We start from the raw sequence: 14,955 nt of genomic DNA, 5'->3' as shown, positions 1-14,955 counted from the left end.
GTCAATCCAGGGAAACTTGTCAAAGGACCGCGAAGGAAGAATTGAATGCCCGAAACACTCGTTCTCGTCCCCGGACTGGCCTGCACCGCCCGCCTTTTCGAACCGCAGATTGCAGTCCTCTTCGAAGGGCACCCCATTGTGGTGGCGGACCAGCGGCAGGATGATTCGATCCCTGCTATGGCCGCCCGGCTCCTGCGTGAGGCCCCGGAGCGCTTTGCCCTCGCCGGGCTGTCGATGGGAGGCTACGTCGCCCTGGAGGTCATACGCCAGGCGCCCGAGCGGGTTTCCCGGCTCGCCCTGCTCGACACGAGCGCGCGCCCCGATACGGCCGAGGCCAGCCAGGATCGCGAGCGCTTGATCGCCCTGGCGGAGGCGGGCCGGCTCGAGGACATTCATGACAGGCTCTGGCCGCGCCTCGTCCACCCCGATCATCGGGACAGCCAGACCCTTCGGAACACGCTCCTGGGCATGATGCGCGAGACCGGGGCAGCCGCCTATATCCGCCAGCAGCGGGCGATCATGGCCCGCGCCGATTCCCGCCCGACCCTGCCGGGGATCGAAATTCCGACCCTCATTCTCGTCGGGGAGGGGGACGCCATCACGCCGCCGGACGTGGCGAGGGAGATGGCGGAGATGATCGAATGGGCCTCACTGGTGGTTGTGCCGGATTCGGGGCACATGTCGACGCTCGAGCAGCCGGACCGGGTGAATCAGGCCCTCAAATTGTGGCTTGGCCGGACTTGATCCTGGCCGCGCCAAGGGCTGAGGGTGACTCATCGCTGGCATGGTCAATGAAGTGTTACCGGCCTTCATGAACCTCCGGCACTCGTACGGAATATCGACTAATAATCTGATAAATATGACTTTTTCGTCCTTTGCGGAGTGGCCGGGGACGATGCCTCGCGCGGGCTGGGCGAGGGGATGGGCGGGCGCAAAGAGCCTCCCGCTGCGAAACGTCATGCTTCCAGACCTATGTGTGGCAGGAAAGTGACAGACGCTGGGGCAACTCTAGGCTACAAGCCGCCCACATCCTTCCAACAGATGGACAAGAGAAATGAAAAAGATCCTCCTCTCTTCGGTTGCCCTGCTCGGCCTCGCCACCGGCGCCGTCGCTGCTGACCTTCCCTCCCGCCGCGCTCCGGCTCCCGTCGTCGCCGCCGTTCCGGTCTTCACCTGGACCGGCTTCTACGTCGGTGTGAACGCTGGCTTCGGCTGGTCCACGAACGACTCCGTGACCATCGCCGGCGTTCCCTACGCCGTTGATGACGAAGCCGGCTTCGTCGGCGGCGCCCAGGCTGGCTACAACTACCAGATCGGCTCGTTCGTCGTCGGTCTCGAAGGCGACATCCAGTACGCCGACTTCGGCGGCGACCACGTGGTCTTCGATCGCGACGACTGGTTCGGCACCGTCCGCGCCCGCGCCGGTGTGGCCTTCGACCGCGCTCTCGTCTACGCCACGGGCGGCTTCGCCTTCGCTGACGACGCCAACGGCTGGACCGTCGGTGGCGGCCTTGAGTACGCCTTCACCAACAACCTCTCGGCCAAGATCGAAGGCCTGTACGTCAGCCTCGACCAGGACACCCCCTTCGGCAGCTACGATGCCGAGTTCGGTGTGGTCCGCGCCGGTCTGAACTACCGCTTCGGCACCTACTAAGATCCGTCTCTTCCGAGACAACGGAAAGGCCCGGGGAAACCCGGGCCTTTTTGTTTTTCAGGGCAGGACGGCCTTTATGGGCCGTTATCCGGTCGAGGATTCGCCTTATTCGACGATGGTGACCACCTTGCGGGTCTGCGGGTCCACGAGCACCACTTCGCCGTTGTAGACGAAGTACCGGTAGCCCTTCACGGCCGGGACCTCCGAGACGATGGTCTCGGGGACGGATTGCAGTTCGACCGTATCCGGTACCGTGGCGCCGACCGTCACGCGCTCCTTGATCGTCACGGGCTTGGTGGTGCCGAGCTGCTTATGGATGATGGTGCGCTTCTCAGGGGCTATCGTGATGGAGCCTGTGGTCTCGGTCGTGGTGGTCGTCACCGAGGTCTGCGCGCCCGCCGGGACGGCGGCCAGCAGGCCGATGGCGGTCGCGGTCGCGATCATGAGGCTTTTCATCGTGCGATCTCCTCTCAGGTTTCCGGGTTCATCATTCACGCAAGCGGCCAGGGGCCGCCCGCATGGGCTGGATAACTCGGGGCCGCCTGGACCGTTCCCTCCCCACACTGCTTTTGATCCCAGCTTTTGATCCCAACGAGGGCGTAAGTTTCTGATGCCGGGATAAAAAAAGCCGGAGCTCAGAGAGCTCCGGCGAAGGAAGGCCGCCGTCCAGCAGCCGGGAGGATGTCGGTAAGATCAGACCGAATAATACATCTGGAATTCGACCGGATGCGGGGTCATCTCGAAGCGAGCGACCTCGGTCATCTTCAGCTCGATGTAGGCGTCGATGAAGTCGTCGTTGAAGACGCCGCCGGCCTTGAGGAACGCACGGTCCTTGTCGAGGCTGGCGAGAGCTTCGCGCAGGGAGCCGCAGACGGTCGGGATCTTCTTCAGCTCGCGCGGAGGCAGGTCGTAGAGATCCTTGTCCATGGCCTGGCCGGGATCGATCTTGTTCACGATGCCGTCAAGACCGGCCATCAGCAGCGCCGCGAAGGCGAGATACGGATTGGCGGTCGGATCGGGGAAGCGGACCTCGACGCGCTTGGCCTTCGGCGAGGTCGTCCACGGAATGCGGCAGGACGCCGAGCGGTTGCGGGCGGAGTAGGCCAGCAGCACCGGGGCCTCATAGCCCGGGACGAGACGCTTGTAGGAGTTCGTCGACGGGTTGGTGAAGGCGTTCAGGGCCTTGGCGTGCTTGATGATGCCGCCGATGTACCACAGGCATTCCTGGCTGAGGTCGGCATACTTGTTGCCCGCGAAGAGAGGCTTGCCGCCCTTCCAGAGGGACTGGTGGACGTGCATGCCCGAGCCGTTGTCGCCATAGACCGGCTTCGGCATGAAGGTGGCCGTCTTGCCGTAGGACTGGGCGACGTTGTGGATGCAGTACTTGTAGATCTGCATTTCGTCGGCGGTGCGCACGAGCGTGTTGAACTTCGTGCCGAGCTCATGCTGGGCGGAAGCCACCTCGTGGTGATGCTTCTCGACCGTCACGCCCATGGCCTTCATGGCGGCCAGCATCTCGCTGCGCATGTCCTGCGCGGAGTCCAGCGGGGGAACCGGGAAATAGCCGCCCTTGGTCGGGATGCGGTGGCCGAGATTGCCGCCCTCGTAAGCGGTGTCGCCGTTGATCGGAAGTTCCGCGGCGTCGAGCTTGAAGCCGGTGTTGTAGGGATCGGCGGAGAACCGCACGTCGTCGAACACGAAGAACTCGGCCTCGGGGCCGACATAGACCGTGTCGGCGATGCCCGTGGACTTCAGATAGGCCTCGGCCTTCTTGGCGATGCCGCGCGGGTCGCGGTTGTAGGGCTCGCCGGTGGCGGGCTCGAGGATGTCGCAGTTGATCGACAGGGTGGACGCCGAGAAGAACGGATCCATCTGCGCCGTCGTCGGGTCGGGCATGAGGGTCATGTCGGATTCGTTGATCGCCTTCCAGCCGGCGATGGACGAGCCGTCGAACATGATGCCGTCGGCGAACAGGTCCTCATCGACCATCGACACGTCGAAGGTCACATGCTGCCACTTGCCGCGCGGATCCGTGAAACGGAAGTCGACGTACTTGACGTCGTTGTCCTTGATCGCCTTGAGCACATCCTTGGCGGTCTGCATGATCGTCTGGTCCTCTTCTGCCCTTTTGGGATTGTCCTCGGCCCACGGGCCTTGGTTTGGGAAAGCGAGCTTAGATCGCGTCGGATCCGGTCTCGCCCGTGCGGATGCGAACGGCCTCTTCGACCGTCGAAACGAAAATCTTGCCGTCGCCGATGCGACCGGTCTGGGCGGCCTTGCGGATGGCCTCGATGGCGCTTTCCACCATCTCGTCGTTGAGGACGATCTCGAGCTTCACCTTCGGCAGGAAGTCCACGACGTATTCCGCGCCGCGGTAGAGCTCGGTATGGCCTTTCTGGCGGCCGAAGCCCTTGGCTTCGATCACGGTAATGCCCTGAAGGCCGACTTCCTGGAGAGCTTCTTTGACTTCATCCAGCTTGAAGGGCTTGATGATGGCTTCGATCTTCTTCATCCGGATCAACCGTTCTCGTTCGAGGTTTTGCCGCTTTTAGCACCAGGAGGAGGCACCTTCCATGGCTTCAGCAATTCACGGGCGGCCGTTTTGCCGCCCTGAGAGGCATTCTCTGACTAAAGTTTGTGCAGGTGCATCTTTGGCGGTCATTGTGACTTTTTCGAAGCCGGTTGGCCCTCATGCCGGCCCCTGAAATCATCCTCACGGCCTCGGAAATGAGGCGGGCCGATGCCGCGACGATCGCCGCGGGCACGCCCGGTATCGATCTCATGAGGCGGGCAGGGCGCGCCGTGGCCGAGGCCGTGCAGGCCATGTCCCCAAAAGGCAGCCGCATCGCCGTCGTTTCCGGGCCGGGCCAGAACGGCGGCGACGGTTTCGTCGCGGCGACCCTTCTGGCGGAGCAGGGATATCGGGTCTCGCTGTTCCTGCTGGGAAGCCGGAAGCGCCTGACCGGCGATGCGATCGAGGCGGCGAAAGGATGGGCCGGAAAGATCGGCAGCGTCGACGACGCAGCTCTCGATGAGGCGGATCTTATCGTCGACGCCCTTTTCGGCACGGGCCTCACCCGTGACCTTGAAGGGATGGCGCGGCTCGCGGTGGATCGCATGAACGGGACAGGCAAGCCGATCCTGGCGGTCGATCTGCCGTCGGGAATCGACAGCGACACCGGGGAAGTTCGGGGCGTGGCCGTCAAGGCGGTCCGCACGGTGACCTTCGCCGCCCGCAAGCCCTGCCATCTGCTCCTGCCCGGGCGCGCCTACAGCGGCGCTGTCGAGGTGGCGGATATCGGGATCCTGCGCGAAACCCTGGAGGCCGAGAGCGGAGGCCTCTTCGCGAACGGTCCGGCCCTGTGGCGGCATGCCCTGCCGAAGCCCGGGCTTTCCTCCCACAAATACGAGCGCGGTCACACCCTCGTCGCCTCGGGCGGAGCCACCCGGACGGGGGCGGCGCGTCTGGCGGCGCGCGCGGCCCTCAGGATCGGCTCCGGCCTGGTCACCGTGGCCTCGCCTCCCGAGGCCCTCGGGGTCAACGCGGCGCAACTCACCGCCGTCATGCTCCGGGGCTGCGACGGTCCGGAGGGCCTCCATGCGATTCTCCAGGACCCGCGCTTCAACGCCCTCGTGCTCGGTCCTGCGCTGGGGGTCCACGCCGCGACCCGGGCCATGGTTTCCGTCGCGGTCCATGCAAGGCGCAGCCTCGTCCTCGATGCCGATGCGCTAACCTCCTTCGAGGGCCTCGCCTCCGAGCTTCATGGAGCCTTCCGCCATGCGCCGACCGTGCTCACGCCTCATGGCGGGGAGTTCAACCGGTTGTTCAAGGGACACCCGGACATCCTTGATCCGGAATCGAAAATCGAGCGGACCCGGCGAGCCGCCGCCTATACGGGCGCCGTGGTGCTGCTCAAGGGTGCCGATACGGTCATCGCCGCCCCCGACGGGCGGGCCGCGATCAACGAGAACGGCACGCCCTATCTGGCGACGGCGGGTTCGGGCGATACCCTGTGCGGCCTGATCGCAGGCCTGATGGCGCAGGGCCTGCCCGCCTTCGAGGCGGCTTGCGCCGGGGCCTGGATCCATGCGGAGGCGGGCGCGCAGTTCGGGCCCGGCCTCATCTCCGAAGACTTGGCGGAACAGGTGCCCGCCGTCCTGCGCGAGCTTCTCAGGTGACCTCGATCCAGGTCCACAGGCCCGCATCGAACCGCTCCATCACGGTCGAGGCGAGAAGCCATTTGCCGGGGTTGTCGGCGACGAAGGCGATGCGGATCGTCCTGTTTTCCGGCACCTGCACGGTGTCGAGGAAGTAGGGCTCCCAGCCGTCGTCGAGGGCGTGCAGCAGGCGGAAGCAATGGCCGTGCAGGTGCAGGGGCTGCATGAACGCCGTCTGGTTCGTCAGCGTCAGAACGACGGGGCTGCCGCGCCTGACCTTCAGGAGAGGGGGGCCCGACGCGTTCCCGGCGGCGCCATTGATCGTCCAGGGGACGGTCGGCGACTGGGGATCGCCCTTGATCACCAGATCCTTGCGGGCGGCGTTCTGCAGCTTGATGGCGTCCGGGAGCTTCGGGTTAGGAGGCAAGGGGGCGACCGGCGGCAGCGCCGGTCGCGCGCTGCCGGTGGCGACGATCTCGACGAGAGGCATCCCGTCGCCGATCAGGGCCATGACCGCGCCTCTCGCCCCGGCCTCGGCGGGGATGTCCGCCAGCAGGTCGTAGCGGGTGCCGGGCGCGAAGGGCAGGGAGGCCCTAAGCGGCTCGAAGGAGCTCGTCGGCTGCCCGTCCACGGCAATCACATAGGCCTTCAGCCCATCGAAGCGCAGGCGCATGGCCCGGGCGTTGCAGGCATTGGCGAGGCGTAGGCGAAGCCGCCCGCCGGGCGGAGCCTCGATCCTCTGCGGAGTCGGCCCGCCGTTCACGCTCAGCCAATTTCCGAGCCGCCCGGCAGGGGCGGGCTCCGATGGCCTTTCGAAGGGAGCCAGCGTCCCGTCCTCGGCGAGCCGCCAGTCGTCCATCAGGAGAGCCAGGTCCCGGTCCACTTCGGGAGCGCGCGGCTCCTCCACGATCAGCAGGCCCGAGAGACCCCGCTCCAGGGGCTCCGCACTGCCGCCGAGAATGCAGGGACGGAGCAGGAAGGTGCCGGAATCGGGCGGGACGAAGCGGGATTCGTGGCTCTGGCCCGGAAACACCGGAGCCTGGGTCAGCCCGCCGACGCCATCCGCGGCGTTCGGGCCCCGCATCCCGTGAACGTGGAGGGAGAGCGGTCGGGAAGTTTCGTTCCGCAACGTCATCCGGAGTTCCTGCCCAGGCCTCGCCCGCAGGACCGGGCTCAAGGAATCGCCGAGGGTCCAGACCTCCGCCGTGCCGGGCGCATCGGGGCGCAGCTTCAGCCGGGCGGGCTTGGCCGTAAGGAGAAATTCGGAGCCGAGGGAATCCTGCGCCTGTCCCGTTCTGGGGAGGCCGATCAGGGTCGTTGCGAGACCGGCGGCGACGGCGCGGCGGGTGATCATGCGGGGCTCATATCGGTTCGAGGTTGCGCTCCAGGCGCTACAGCTTTGAACGCCAATGGCCAAGGTTGGTTGCGAGGGGACCGGCCATGAACTTTTTTGATGCACTGTCTTTTAACCGTGCTATAGAGCCGCGTCCCGGAGGAGGGGCGCGTTCGCGCGCGCCGCTCACGCGCGGGCGTGGCGGAATTGGTAGACGCACTGGATTTAGGTTCCAGCGACGAAAGTTGTGGGGGTTCGAGTCCCTCCGCCCGCACCAATCCCGTCAGGGTTGGGTTCCGGAGGCTCCACATGGCCTGGTTGTGCCGGCATGACGCCGCATCGGCCGGAGCCTGGATTTGAGATTCTTTCGAGCGAATGAAGGCGAATAGTACCATGCAGGTGACGGAAACACTGTCCCAAGGCTTGAAGCGAGAGTTCAAGGTCGTGCTCCCGGCCACCGAGTTGGAAGAGCGCCTGAACAGCGAATTGTCGGCCCTCAAGGGTCGCGTGCAGCTCAACGGGTTCCGTCCCGGCAAGGTGCCGGTTGGCCATCTGCGCAGGGTCTATGGCCGCTCCGTCATGGCCGACGTCATGCAGAACGCCGTCAACGAGGCCAACCGCAAGATCGTTGAGGATCACGGCCTGAAGCTCGCCCACGAGCCCCAGGTCCAGTTCCCCGAGAGCAAGGACGAGGTCGAGAAGGCCATGGAGGCCAAGGGCGACCTGGCTTTCACGATCGCTCTCGAGGTGCTGCCGACCTTCGACCTCGTCGATCTGTCCGACGTGTCGGTTAAGAAGCCGGTGGCCGAAGTCACCGATGCCGAGATCAACGAATCGCTCGAGCGGATGGCCAAGCAGAACCGCTCCTTCGAGACCAAGAACGGCAAGTCGGCCGAGGGCGACCGCGTCGTGGTCGATTTCGTCGGCCGCATCGACGGCGCGGAGTTCGACGGCGGTAAGGGTGAGGATATCCGGGTCGAGCTCGGCTCCAACACCTTCATTCCCGGCTTCGAGGAGCAGCTCCTCGGCCTGAAGGCAGGCGACACCAAGCTCGTGAAGGTGAAGTTCCCCGAGAACTACCTGGCGGCCCACCTCGCCGGCAAGGATGCCGAGTTCGACGTGACCGTGAAGGAGGTCGAGGCTCCCGGCGAGCTGAAGATCGACGACGAGATGGCCAAGGGCTTCGGCATGGAGTCCCTGGAGAAGCTCAAGGACGCGATCCGCGACGCGATCAAGCGCGACTTCGACGCGCAGTCCCGCCGCAAGGTCAAGAAGGATCTCCTGGACGCTCTCGACGGCAAGTACAGCTTCGAGCTGCCGCCGACCCTGGTCGAGCAGGAATTCTCGGCCGTGTGGGCGCAGGTCCTCGGCGACATGAAGTCGAACAACCGCACCTTCGCGGATGAGGACACCACCGAAGAAGAGGCTAAGGCCGAGTACCGCAAGATCGCCGAGCGCCGCGTGCGTCTCGGGTTGGTCCTTGCACAGATCGGTGAGAAGTCCGATATCAAGATCTCCGACGATGAGGTGACTCAGGCTCTCATCGAACGGGTCCGTCAGTATCCCGGCCAGGAGCGCCAGGTTTGGGAGTTCTACCAAAAGAACCCGCAGGCCCTAGCTGAAATCCGGGCTCCTCTGTTCGAGGAGAAGGTCGTGGACCAGATCCTGTCCCAGGTGAAGGTGAACGAGGAGGCCGTCTCCAAGGAGGCGCTCTTCAGCGACGACGAAGAGGAAACCGTTTCCGAGCCGAAGAAGGCGAAGGGCGGTAAGAAAGCCGGCAAGGGCGAGTAACGCTCTCTTAAGCGTCTCGTTGCTTGCTTGACACGCACGGCCGCGGAGATTCGCGGCCGAACTGGAGCAGTGAGACAATGAGAGACCCGGTAGCGCTCTTTAACAATACGCTCGTCCCGATGGTGGTTGAGCAGTCGAATCGCGGCGAGCGTGCGTTCGACATCTATTCGCGCCTCCTGCGCGAACGGATCATCTTCCTCACGGGTCCCGTCGAAGATTACTCGGCCTCGCTGATCGTGGCGCAGCTTCTGTTCCTCGAGGCCGAGAACCCCAAGAAGGAAATCTCCTTCTACATCAACTCGCCCGGCGGCGTCGTGACCTCGGGCCTGTCGATCTACGACACCATGCAGTTCATCCGCTGCCCGGTTTCGACCCTCTGCGTCGGCCAGGCCGCTTCCATGGGCTCCCTGCTGCTGACCGCCGGCGAGAAGGGGATGCGCTTCGCCCTCCCGAACGCCCGCATCATGGTCCACCAGCCCTCCGGCGGCTACCAGGGCCAGGTCACGGACATCATGATCCATGCCCGCGAGAGCGAGGCCCTCAAGCGTCGCCTGAACGAGATCTACGTGGGCCACACCGGCCGCAGCTACGAAGAGATCGAGCGGGCTCTCGAGCGCGACAACTTCATGACCGCCGAAGCCGCCCGCGAGTTCGGGCTGATCGATCAGGTGATCGCCAAGCGCCCCGAGCCGGCCGCGACTCCGGCCTAACCCTTAAAACCTGGGGACAAATTCCTCCCGGGTGCGTCTTTTTGGCGGGCATTCCCGTTCCTATTGATCATGCGCGCCTCGCGTGATTGCATGGGGATTCGGGAAGGTAGGGCGATCAGGCGATCAATTCTTAGCGACGGAACATTTTATTAGCTCCGTCGCTCGTAACTTAAGAGTGTTGGGTCGGCAGGGGGCCGTCCCGGCACGGATTGGAGATGTGATAATGACCAAGGCTGGCGGCAACGACTCCAAGAGTACGCTGTACTGCTCCTTCTGCGGCAAGAGCCAGCATGAGGTTCGCAAGCTGATCGCTGGCCCGACCGTTTTCATCTGCGATGAATGCGTCGAGCTCTGCATGGACATCATCCGCGAGGAGTCGAAATCGTCCCTCGTGAAGTCCCGCGACGGGGTCCCGACCCCCAAGGAAATCAGCCGCGTTCTGGATGATTACGTGATCGGCCAGGAGCACGCCAAGAAGGTGCTCTCGGTGGCGGTCCACAACCATTACAAGCGCCTGGCCCACGCGACGAAGCACAACGACGTCGAGCTGGCCAAGTCCAATATCCTGCTGATCGGCCCCACCGGATCGGGCAAGACCCTGCTCGCTCAGACCCTCGCCCGGATCCTGGACGTGCCCTTCACCATGGCCGACGCCACGACCCTGACCGAGGCGGGCTATGTCGGCGAGGACGTGGAAAACATCATCCTCAAGCTGCTCCAGGCCTCCGACTACAACGTGGAGCGGGCCCAGCGCGGCATCGTCTACATCGACGAGATCGACAAGATCTCCCGCAAATCGGACAATCCCTCGATCACCCGCGACGTCTCGGGCGAGGGCGTGCAGCAGGCGCTCCTGAAGATCATGGAAGGCACCGTGGCCTCCGTGCCTCCGCAGGGCGGCCGCAAGCACCCGCAGCAGGAGTTCCTGCAGGTCGACACCACGAACATCCTGTTCATCTGCGGCGGCGCCTTCGCCGGCCTCGAGCGGATCATCGCCGGCCGCGGCAAGGGCACGTCCATCGGCTTCGGCGCCTCCGTGAGCGCGCCGGACGACCGCCGGACGGGCGAGATCTTCCGCGAGGTGGAGCCCGAGGATCTGCTGAAATTCGGCCTCATTCCCGAGTTCGTCGGCCGCCTGCCGGTCCTGGCGACCCTGGAGGACCTGGACGAGGACGCCCTCAAGAAGATCCTGCAGGAGCCCAAGAACGCCCTGGTGAAGCAGTACCAGCGTCTCTTCGAGATGGAGAACGTTCAGCTGACCTTCCAGGAAGAGGCCCTGTCCCTGATCGCCCGCAAGGCGATCGAGCGCAAGACGGGCGCCCGCGGCCTGAGGTCGATCATGGAGGGCATCCTCCTGGAGACCATGTACGACCTGCCGGGCCTCGATTCCGTCGAGCAGGTGGTGATCGGTCCCGAGGTGGTGGAGGGCAAGGCCAAGCCGCTCTTCATCCACGGCGACCGCAGCGAACAGGCGGCAAGCGCCAGCGCCTGAGGGCGGGGCGAGGCTCTTTGATGAATCGATCCGTTGCGGGCCGTTGTCTTGAAACGCCCGGTCCGCAACGCCACATTATCTCTTGCGCCGGCGCTGTCCGCTCATCGTTCGAGGGAGGGCCCGACGTACCGGGTGCAGCCCATAAAAACAGCCTGAGCATTCCGGTTATCCGTCCGAGGTCCAGCTCATTCGAGGGGGCGGTCGGACGCAGTGAAAAGGAAGTCGCCTCATGACACAATCGAAGCCACGTCAGCCTGTCGTTCCAGGCTCGACCGGAACCTATGCGGTTCTGCCTCTGCGCGACATTGTTGTCTTTCCGCATATGATCGTGCCGCTCTTCGTCGGCCGCGAAAAGTCGATCCGCGCGCTTGAGGAAGTGGTCAAAGGGGACCGTCACATTCTCCTGGCAACCCAGATCGACGCGACGGATGACGATCCCGCCACGGATGCGATCTACAAGGTCGGCACCCTCGCCAACGTGCTCCAGCTCCTGAAGCTGCCCGACGGCACCGTGAAGGTGCTCGTGGAGGGCGCCAGCCGCGCCCAGGTGAAGGCCTATACCCGCACGGACGAATATTACGAGGCCGAAGCCGAAGCGCTTCCGGACGCGCTCGGGGATCAGGTGGAGGCCGAGGCGCTCGCCCGCTCCGTCGTGGCCGAGTTCGAGAATTACGTGAAGCTGAACAAGAAGGTGTCGCCGGAGGTCGTGACCGCCGTGACCCAGATCGACGAGCCCGCCAAGCTCGCCGATACGATCGCTTCGCATCTGGCCATCAAGATCGCCGACAAGCAGGCGATCCTGGAGACGCCGACCGTCGCCCAGCGCCTGGAGAAGGTGCTCGGCATGATGGAGAGCGAGATTTCCGTTCTCCAGGTCGAGAAGCGGATCCGCACCCGCGTGAAGCGTCAGATGGAGAAGACGCAGCGCGAGTACTACCTCAACGAGCAGATGAAGGCGATCCAGAAGGAGCTCGGCGACGACGAAGGTCGCGACGAGCTGGCCGAGCTCGAGGAGAAGATCGAGAAGACCAAGTTCACGAAGGAAGCCCGAGAAAAGGCGCTGGGCGAGCTCAAGAAGCTGCGCCAGATGTCGCCCATGTCCGCGGAAGCCACCGTCGTGCGCAATTATCTCGACTGGCTGCTCGGCATTCCGTGGGGCCGCCGCTCGAAGATGAAGAAGGACCTGAAGGCCGCCCAGGACGTCCTGGATTCGGACCATTACGGTCTGGAGAAGGTCAAGGAGCGCATCGTCGAGTACCTGGCCGTGCAGCAGCGCGCCAACAAGCTCACGGGCCCGATTCTCTGCCTCGTCGGTCCTCCCGGTGTGGGCAAGACCTCCCTCGGCAAGTCGATCGCCAAGGCCACGGGCCGTGAGTTCGTGCGCATGTCGCTCGGCGGCGTCCGTGACGAATCCGAGATCCGCGGCCACCGCCGCACCTATATCGGCTCGATGCCCGGCAAGATCATCCAGTCGATGCGCAAGGCCAAGACGTCCAATCCCCTCATCCTGCTCGACGAAATCGACAAGATGGGCATGGACTTCCGCGGCGATCCATCGGCGGCCCTGCTGGAGGTTCTCGACCCCGAGCAGAACAACACCTTCAACGATCATTACCTGGAGGTCGATTACGACCTGTCCAACGTCATGTTCGTCACGACGGCCAACACGCTCAACATTCCCGGTCCGCTTCTCGACCGTATGGAGGTGATCCGCATCGCGGGCTACACCGAGGAAGAGAAGGCCGAGATTGCCCGCACCCACCTCATCCCCTCATCCATCCAGAAGCATGGACTGGCGGAGAAGGAGTGGAAGATCGGCGACGAGGCCCTCCTCATGCTGATCCGCCGCTACACCCGCGAGGCGGGCGTGCGTAACCTCGAACGCGAGATCAACAATCTCGTCCGCAAGGCCGTGAAGGAGATCCTCATCTCCAAGGTCAAGAACGTCGAGGTCACGACCGGCAACCTGCCGGACTTCCTGGGCCCGCCGCGCTTCCGCTATGGCGAGGCCGAGACGGAGGATTCGGTCGGCACGGTCACGGGTCTGGCCTGGACCGAGGTCGGTGGCGAGCTGCTCACCATCGAAGGCATCATGATGCCGGGCAAGGGCAAGATGACCGTCACGGGCAACCTGCGTGACGTCATGAAGGAATCGATCTCGGCGGCGGCGTCCTATGTCCGCTCCCGGGCCGTCGATTTCGGCGTCGAGCCGCCCCTGTTCGACCGTCGGGACATTCACGTGCACGTGCCGGAAGGCGCGACGCCCAAGGACGGTCCGTCCGCCGGCATCGCCATGGCGACCGCCATCGTCTCCGTGATCACGGGCATTCCGGTTCGCCGCGACGTGGCCATGACGGGCGAGGTGACGCTGCGGGGCAGGGTGCTGCCCATCGGCGGCCTCAAGGAGAAGCTCCTCGCGGCGCTCCGCGGCGGCATCAAGAAGGTCTTGATCCCCGAGGAGAACGCGAAGGATCTGGTCGACATCCCGGCCAGCGTGAAGAACGGCCTGGAGATCGTCCCGGTCTCCATGATGGACCAGGTTCTCCAGCACGCTCTCGTGCGGATGCCTGAGCCGATCGAGTGGGACGAGGCCTCGGTTCTCAAGGGGCCCAAGCCTGGGGTCGAGGACGACTCGGCCGGGGTCGTGGCTCACTAAGCGTTTACGGCATGACCTAACGACAGAAGCCCCCGGGCAACCGCCCGGGGGCTTCTTTTTGATGAAAACTACGGAAAAACGGCTGAAATCAGCCACTTCGGGACTTGCTTACCGATAAGCTTTGCGCCAAACGGGTTGTCCCTGAAACGGTGGACCATTTCTTTTTTGCGGCCGCCGTGATCACTGGAGGATATAAGATGAACAAAGGCGAGCTCGTTGCTGCCGTCGCCGACAAGGTCGGTCTTTCTCGTGGCCAGGCTGGTGAGGCGATCGACGCCGCCATCGAGGCGATCACGGGCGCCCTCAAGAAGGGCGACGAGGTGAAGATCGTCGGTTTCGGCACTTTCGTGGTGACCAACCGTGCCGCCGGCGAGGCGCGCAACCCGCGCACCGGCGAGAAGGTGAAGGTTCCCGCTTCCAAGACCCCGAAGTTCCGCGCCGGCGCGGGCCTGAAGGACGCCGTCAACGCGAAGTAATCGCTTTTTGGCGACATTCGCGGGTACATCCGCGGATAGGCGCATCGGATCGATACCGGGGTGGGTTCCACTTTTGGGTCCGATGCTTTAGCAAAGAGGGCCGACGACGCTTGCGTTGTTGGCCTTCTCTTTTTATGTCAGGCCCGAGCGGGCGGTTAGCTCAGTTGGTAGAGCTTCGGTTTTACACACCGCAGGTCGGGGGTTCGAGTCCCTCACCGCCCACCATTCCTCCTGAAATGAACGGACATGGCGACCTTGGCCGCAAGCTGCCATAGCTTGGATGCGGCATGGCTTCGTCATCCCTGGGATCGAAAGCCGCAGCCTGCAACCTTTCGGCCCGATCACGGGTTTGGAGAACATCCCTCCAAGGATTGCTCCTGAGACTTCAAATCCCGCTCCAGCGTCAAATGGGGCGGGATTTTTTATGCCTGAATACAGGCAAAGCCGCAGGACGCCGCCAGGGCGGGGCGATGATGTGAGAAAGAGATTGAGCGGGTGCGTAGGATCTTTCGGCAAGCCTTCCGGGGATATCCGCTGCGAAAGGAAACACGATCCAGGCTTTTGAAGAAGAATGGTCGGAGCGGCGGGATTTGAACCCACGACCCCTAGTCCCCCAGACTAGTGCGCTAACCGGGCTGCGCTACGCTCCGACTTGTGTCAATTAGCTCCGGCGGTTCCGGTGTGC

General features: G+C 64.2%; 12 protein-coding genes and 3 tRNA genes. 10 read left to right on the top strand and 5 right to left on the bottom strand.

All coding sequences use genetic code 11. The features are described 5' to 3' along the window. Nucleotides 1-45 precede the first annotated feature (45 nt). Nucleotides 46-744: an alpha/beta fold hydrolase gene (locus L879_RS0114095; RefSeq protein ID WP_027316675.1), complete on the top strand. Its 699-nt coding sequence runs from the start codon at nucleotides 46-48 to the stop codon at nucleotides 742-744. Between the two features lie 310 nt (nucleotides 745-1,054). Further along, entirely contained in the window at nucleotides 1,055-1,654 is a 600-nt protein-coding gene (locus L879_RS0114090; protein ID WP_027316674.1) for an outer membrane protein, read from the top strand. A gap of 105 nt (nucleotides 1,655-1,759) precedes the next feature. Here L879_RS0114090 and L879_RS0114085 read toward each other — a convergent pair whose 3' ends face one another. From L879_RS0114085 to L879_RS0114075, 3 genes are all read right to left on the bottom strand, one after another. Further along, nucleotides 1,760-2,110, bottom strand: a complete 351-nt coding sequence (locus L879_RS0114085) for a DUF1236 domain-containing protein (protein ID WP_027316673.1) — start codon at nucleotides 2,108-2,110, stop codon at nucleotides 1,760-1,762. A 237-nt stretch (nucleotides 2,111-2,347) separates the two neighbouring features. Next, on the bottom strand, nucleotides 2,348-3,757 hold the full coding sequence (glnA, locus tag L879_RS0114080; protein WP_027316672.1) for a type I glutamate--ammonia ligase: 1,410 nt from the start codon (nucleotides 3,755-3,757) through the stop codon (nucleotides 2,348-2,350). A gap of 70 nt (nucleotides 3,758-3,827) precedes the next feature. Next, complete coding sequence (locus L879_RS0114075) at nucleotides 3,828-4,166, bottom strand: P-II family nitrogen regulator (RefSeq protein WP_027316671.1); 339 nt, start codon at nucleotides 4,164-4,166, stop codon at nucleotides 3,828-3,830. 179 nt (nucleotides 4,167-4,345) lie between these two features. Between L879_RS0114075 and L879_RS0114070 the strand changes: the two genes are divergently transcribed. Next, nucleotides 4,346-5,833, top strand: coding sequence for an NAD(P)H-hydrate dehydratase (locus L879_RS0114070; RefSeq protein ID WP_027316670.1), 1,488 nt, complete (start codon nucleotides 4,346-4,348; stop codon nucleotides 5,831-5,833). Here L879_RS0114070 and L879_RS0114065 read toward each other — a convergent pair. Then, nucleotides 5,826-7,166 (bottom strand): multicopper oxidase family protein, encoded by a 1,341-nt coding sequence (locus L879_RS0114065; protein ID WP_027316669.1) that lies wholly within the window; start codon nucleotides 7,164-7,166, stop codon nucleotides 5,826-5,828. The two genes, L879_RS0114070 and L879_RS0114065, sit on opposite strands and share 8 nt — an antisense overlap. A 171-nt stretch (nucleotides 7,167-7,337) precedes the next feature. Here L879_RS0114065 and L879_RS0114060 point away from each other — a divergent pair. The 7 genes from L879_RS0114060 (at nucleotide 7,338) to L879_RS0114030 (ending at nucleotide 14,495) form a co-directional block, all read left to right on the top strand. Next, nucleotides 7,338-7,422, top strand: a tRNA-Leu gene (locus L879_RS0114060). A 116-nt stretch (nucleotides 7,423-7,538) separates the two neighbouring features. Further along, complete coding sequence (gene tig / locus L879_RS21715; protein ID WP_035459639.1) at nucleotides 7,539-8,936, top strand: trigger factor; 1,398 nt, start codon at nucleotides 7,539-7,541, stop codon at nucleotides 8,934-8,936. 77 nt (nucleotides 8,937-9,013) lie between these two features. Then, the gene (locus tag L879_RS0114050; protein WP_027316668.1) at nucleotides 9,014-9,646 is read left to right on the top strand and encodes an ATP-dependent Clp protease proteolytic subunit; all 633 of its coding nucleotides are present in this window, start codon (nucleotides 9,014-9,016) and stop codon (nucleotides 9,644-9,646) included. A gap of 223 nt (nucleotides 9,647-9,869) precedes the next feature. Next, nucleotides 9,870-11,138, top strand: a complete 1,269-nt coding sequence (gene clpX, locus L879_RS0114045) for an ATP-dependent Clp protease ATP-binding subunit ClpX (RefSeq protein WP_027316667.1) — start codon at nucleotides 9,870-9,872, stop codon at nucleotides 11,136-11,138. A gap of 229 nt (nucleotides 11,139-11,367) precedes the next feature. Beyond that, a complete protein-coding gene (lon, locus tag L879_RS0114040) occupies nucleotides 11,368-13,794 on the top strand; it encodes an endopeptidase La (protein WP_027316666.1) in 2,427 nt (808 codons plus the stop codon). Nucleotides 13,795-13,991: 197 nt separating this feature from the next. Then, complete coding sequence (locus tag L879_RS0114035; RefSeq protein WP_027316665.1) at nucleotides 13,992-14,270, top strand: HU family DNA-binding protein; 279 nt, start codon at nucleotides 13,992-13,994, stop codon at nucleotides 14,268-14,270. A gap of 149 nt (nucleotides 14,271-14,419) precedes the next feature. After that, a tRNA-Val gene (locus tag L879_RS0114030) sits at nucleotides 14,420-14,495 on the top strand. A gap of 347 nt (nucleotides 14,496-14,842) precedes the next feature. Here the strand turns inward: L879_RS0114030 and L879_RS0114025 are convergent. After that, nucleotides 14,843-14,920, bottom strand: a tRNA-Pro gene (locus tag L879_RS0114025). Between the last annotated feature and the right edge of the window lie 35 nt (nucleotides 14,921-14,955).

Origin of the sequence: Microvirga flocculans ATCC BAA-817, from assembly GCF_000518665.1 — a bacterium.
Taxonomy (GTDB): domain Bacteria; phylum Pseudomonadota; class Alphaproteobacteria; order Rhizobiales; family Beijerinckiaceae; genus Microvirga; species Microvirga flocculans.
This window is presented reverse-complemented; position numbering and strand designations above follow the sequence as displayed.

What these genes read in the sequence shown, in the direction of transcription:
- glnA (WP_027316672.1), bottom strand. Translation starts at nt 3,757, where the DNA reads ATGCAGACCGCCAAGGATGTGCTCAAGGCGATCAAGGACAACGACGTC.
- L879_RS0114085 (WP_027316673.1), bottom strand. Translation starts at nt 2,110, where the DNA reads ATGAAAAGCCTCATGATCGCGACCGCGACCGCCATCGGCCTGCTGGCC.
- L879_RS0114075 (WP_027316671.1), bottom strand. Translation starts at nt 4,166, where the DNA reads ATGAAGAAGATCGAAGCCATCATCAAGCCCTTCAAGCTGGATGAAGTC.
- L879_RS0114095 (WP_027316675.1), top strand. Translation starts at nt 46, where the DNA reads ATGCCCGAAACACTCGTTCTCGTCCCCGGACTGGCCTGCACCGCCCGC.
- tig (WP_035459639.1), top strand. Translation starts at nt 7,539, where the DNA reads ATGCAGGTGACGGAAACACTGTCCCAAGGCTTGAAGCGAGAGTTCAAG.
- lon (WP_027316666.1), top strand. Translation starts at nt 11,368, where the DNA reads ATGACACAATCGAAGCCACGTCAGCCTGTCGTTCCAGGCTCGACCGGA.
- L879_RS0114050 (WP_027316668.1), top strand. Translation starts at nt 9,014, where the DNA reads ATGAGAGACCCGGTAGCGCTCTTTAACAATACGCTCGTCCCGATGGTG.
- L879_RS0114065 (WP_027316669.1), bottom strand. Translation starts at nt 7,166, where the DNA reads ATGATCACCCGCCGCGCCGTCGCCGCCGGTCTCGCAACGACCCTGATC.
- L879_RS0114090 (WP_027316674.1), top strand. Translation starts at nt 1,055, where the DNA reads ATGAAAAAGATCCTCCTCTCTTCGGTTGCCCTGCTCGGCCTCGCCACC.
- L879_RS0114035 (WP_027316665.1), top strand. Translation starts at nt 13,992, where the DNA reads ATGAACAAAGGCGAGCTCGTTGCTGCCGTCGCCGACAAGGTCGGTCTT.
- clpX (WP_027316667.1), top strand. Translation starts at nt 9,870, where the DNA reads ATGACCAAGGCTGGCGGCAACGACTCCAAGAGTACGCTGTACTGCTCC.
- L879_RS0114070 (WP_027316670.1), top strand. Translation starts at nt 4,346, where the DNA reads ATGCCGGCCCCTGAAATCATCCTCACGGCCTCGGAAATGAGGCGGGCC.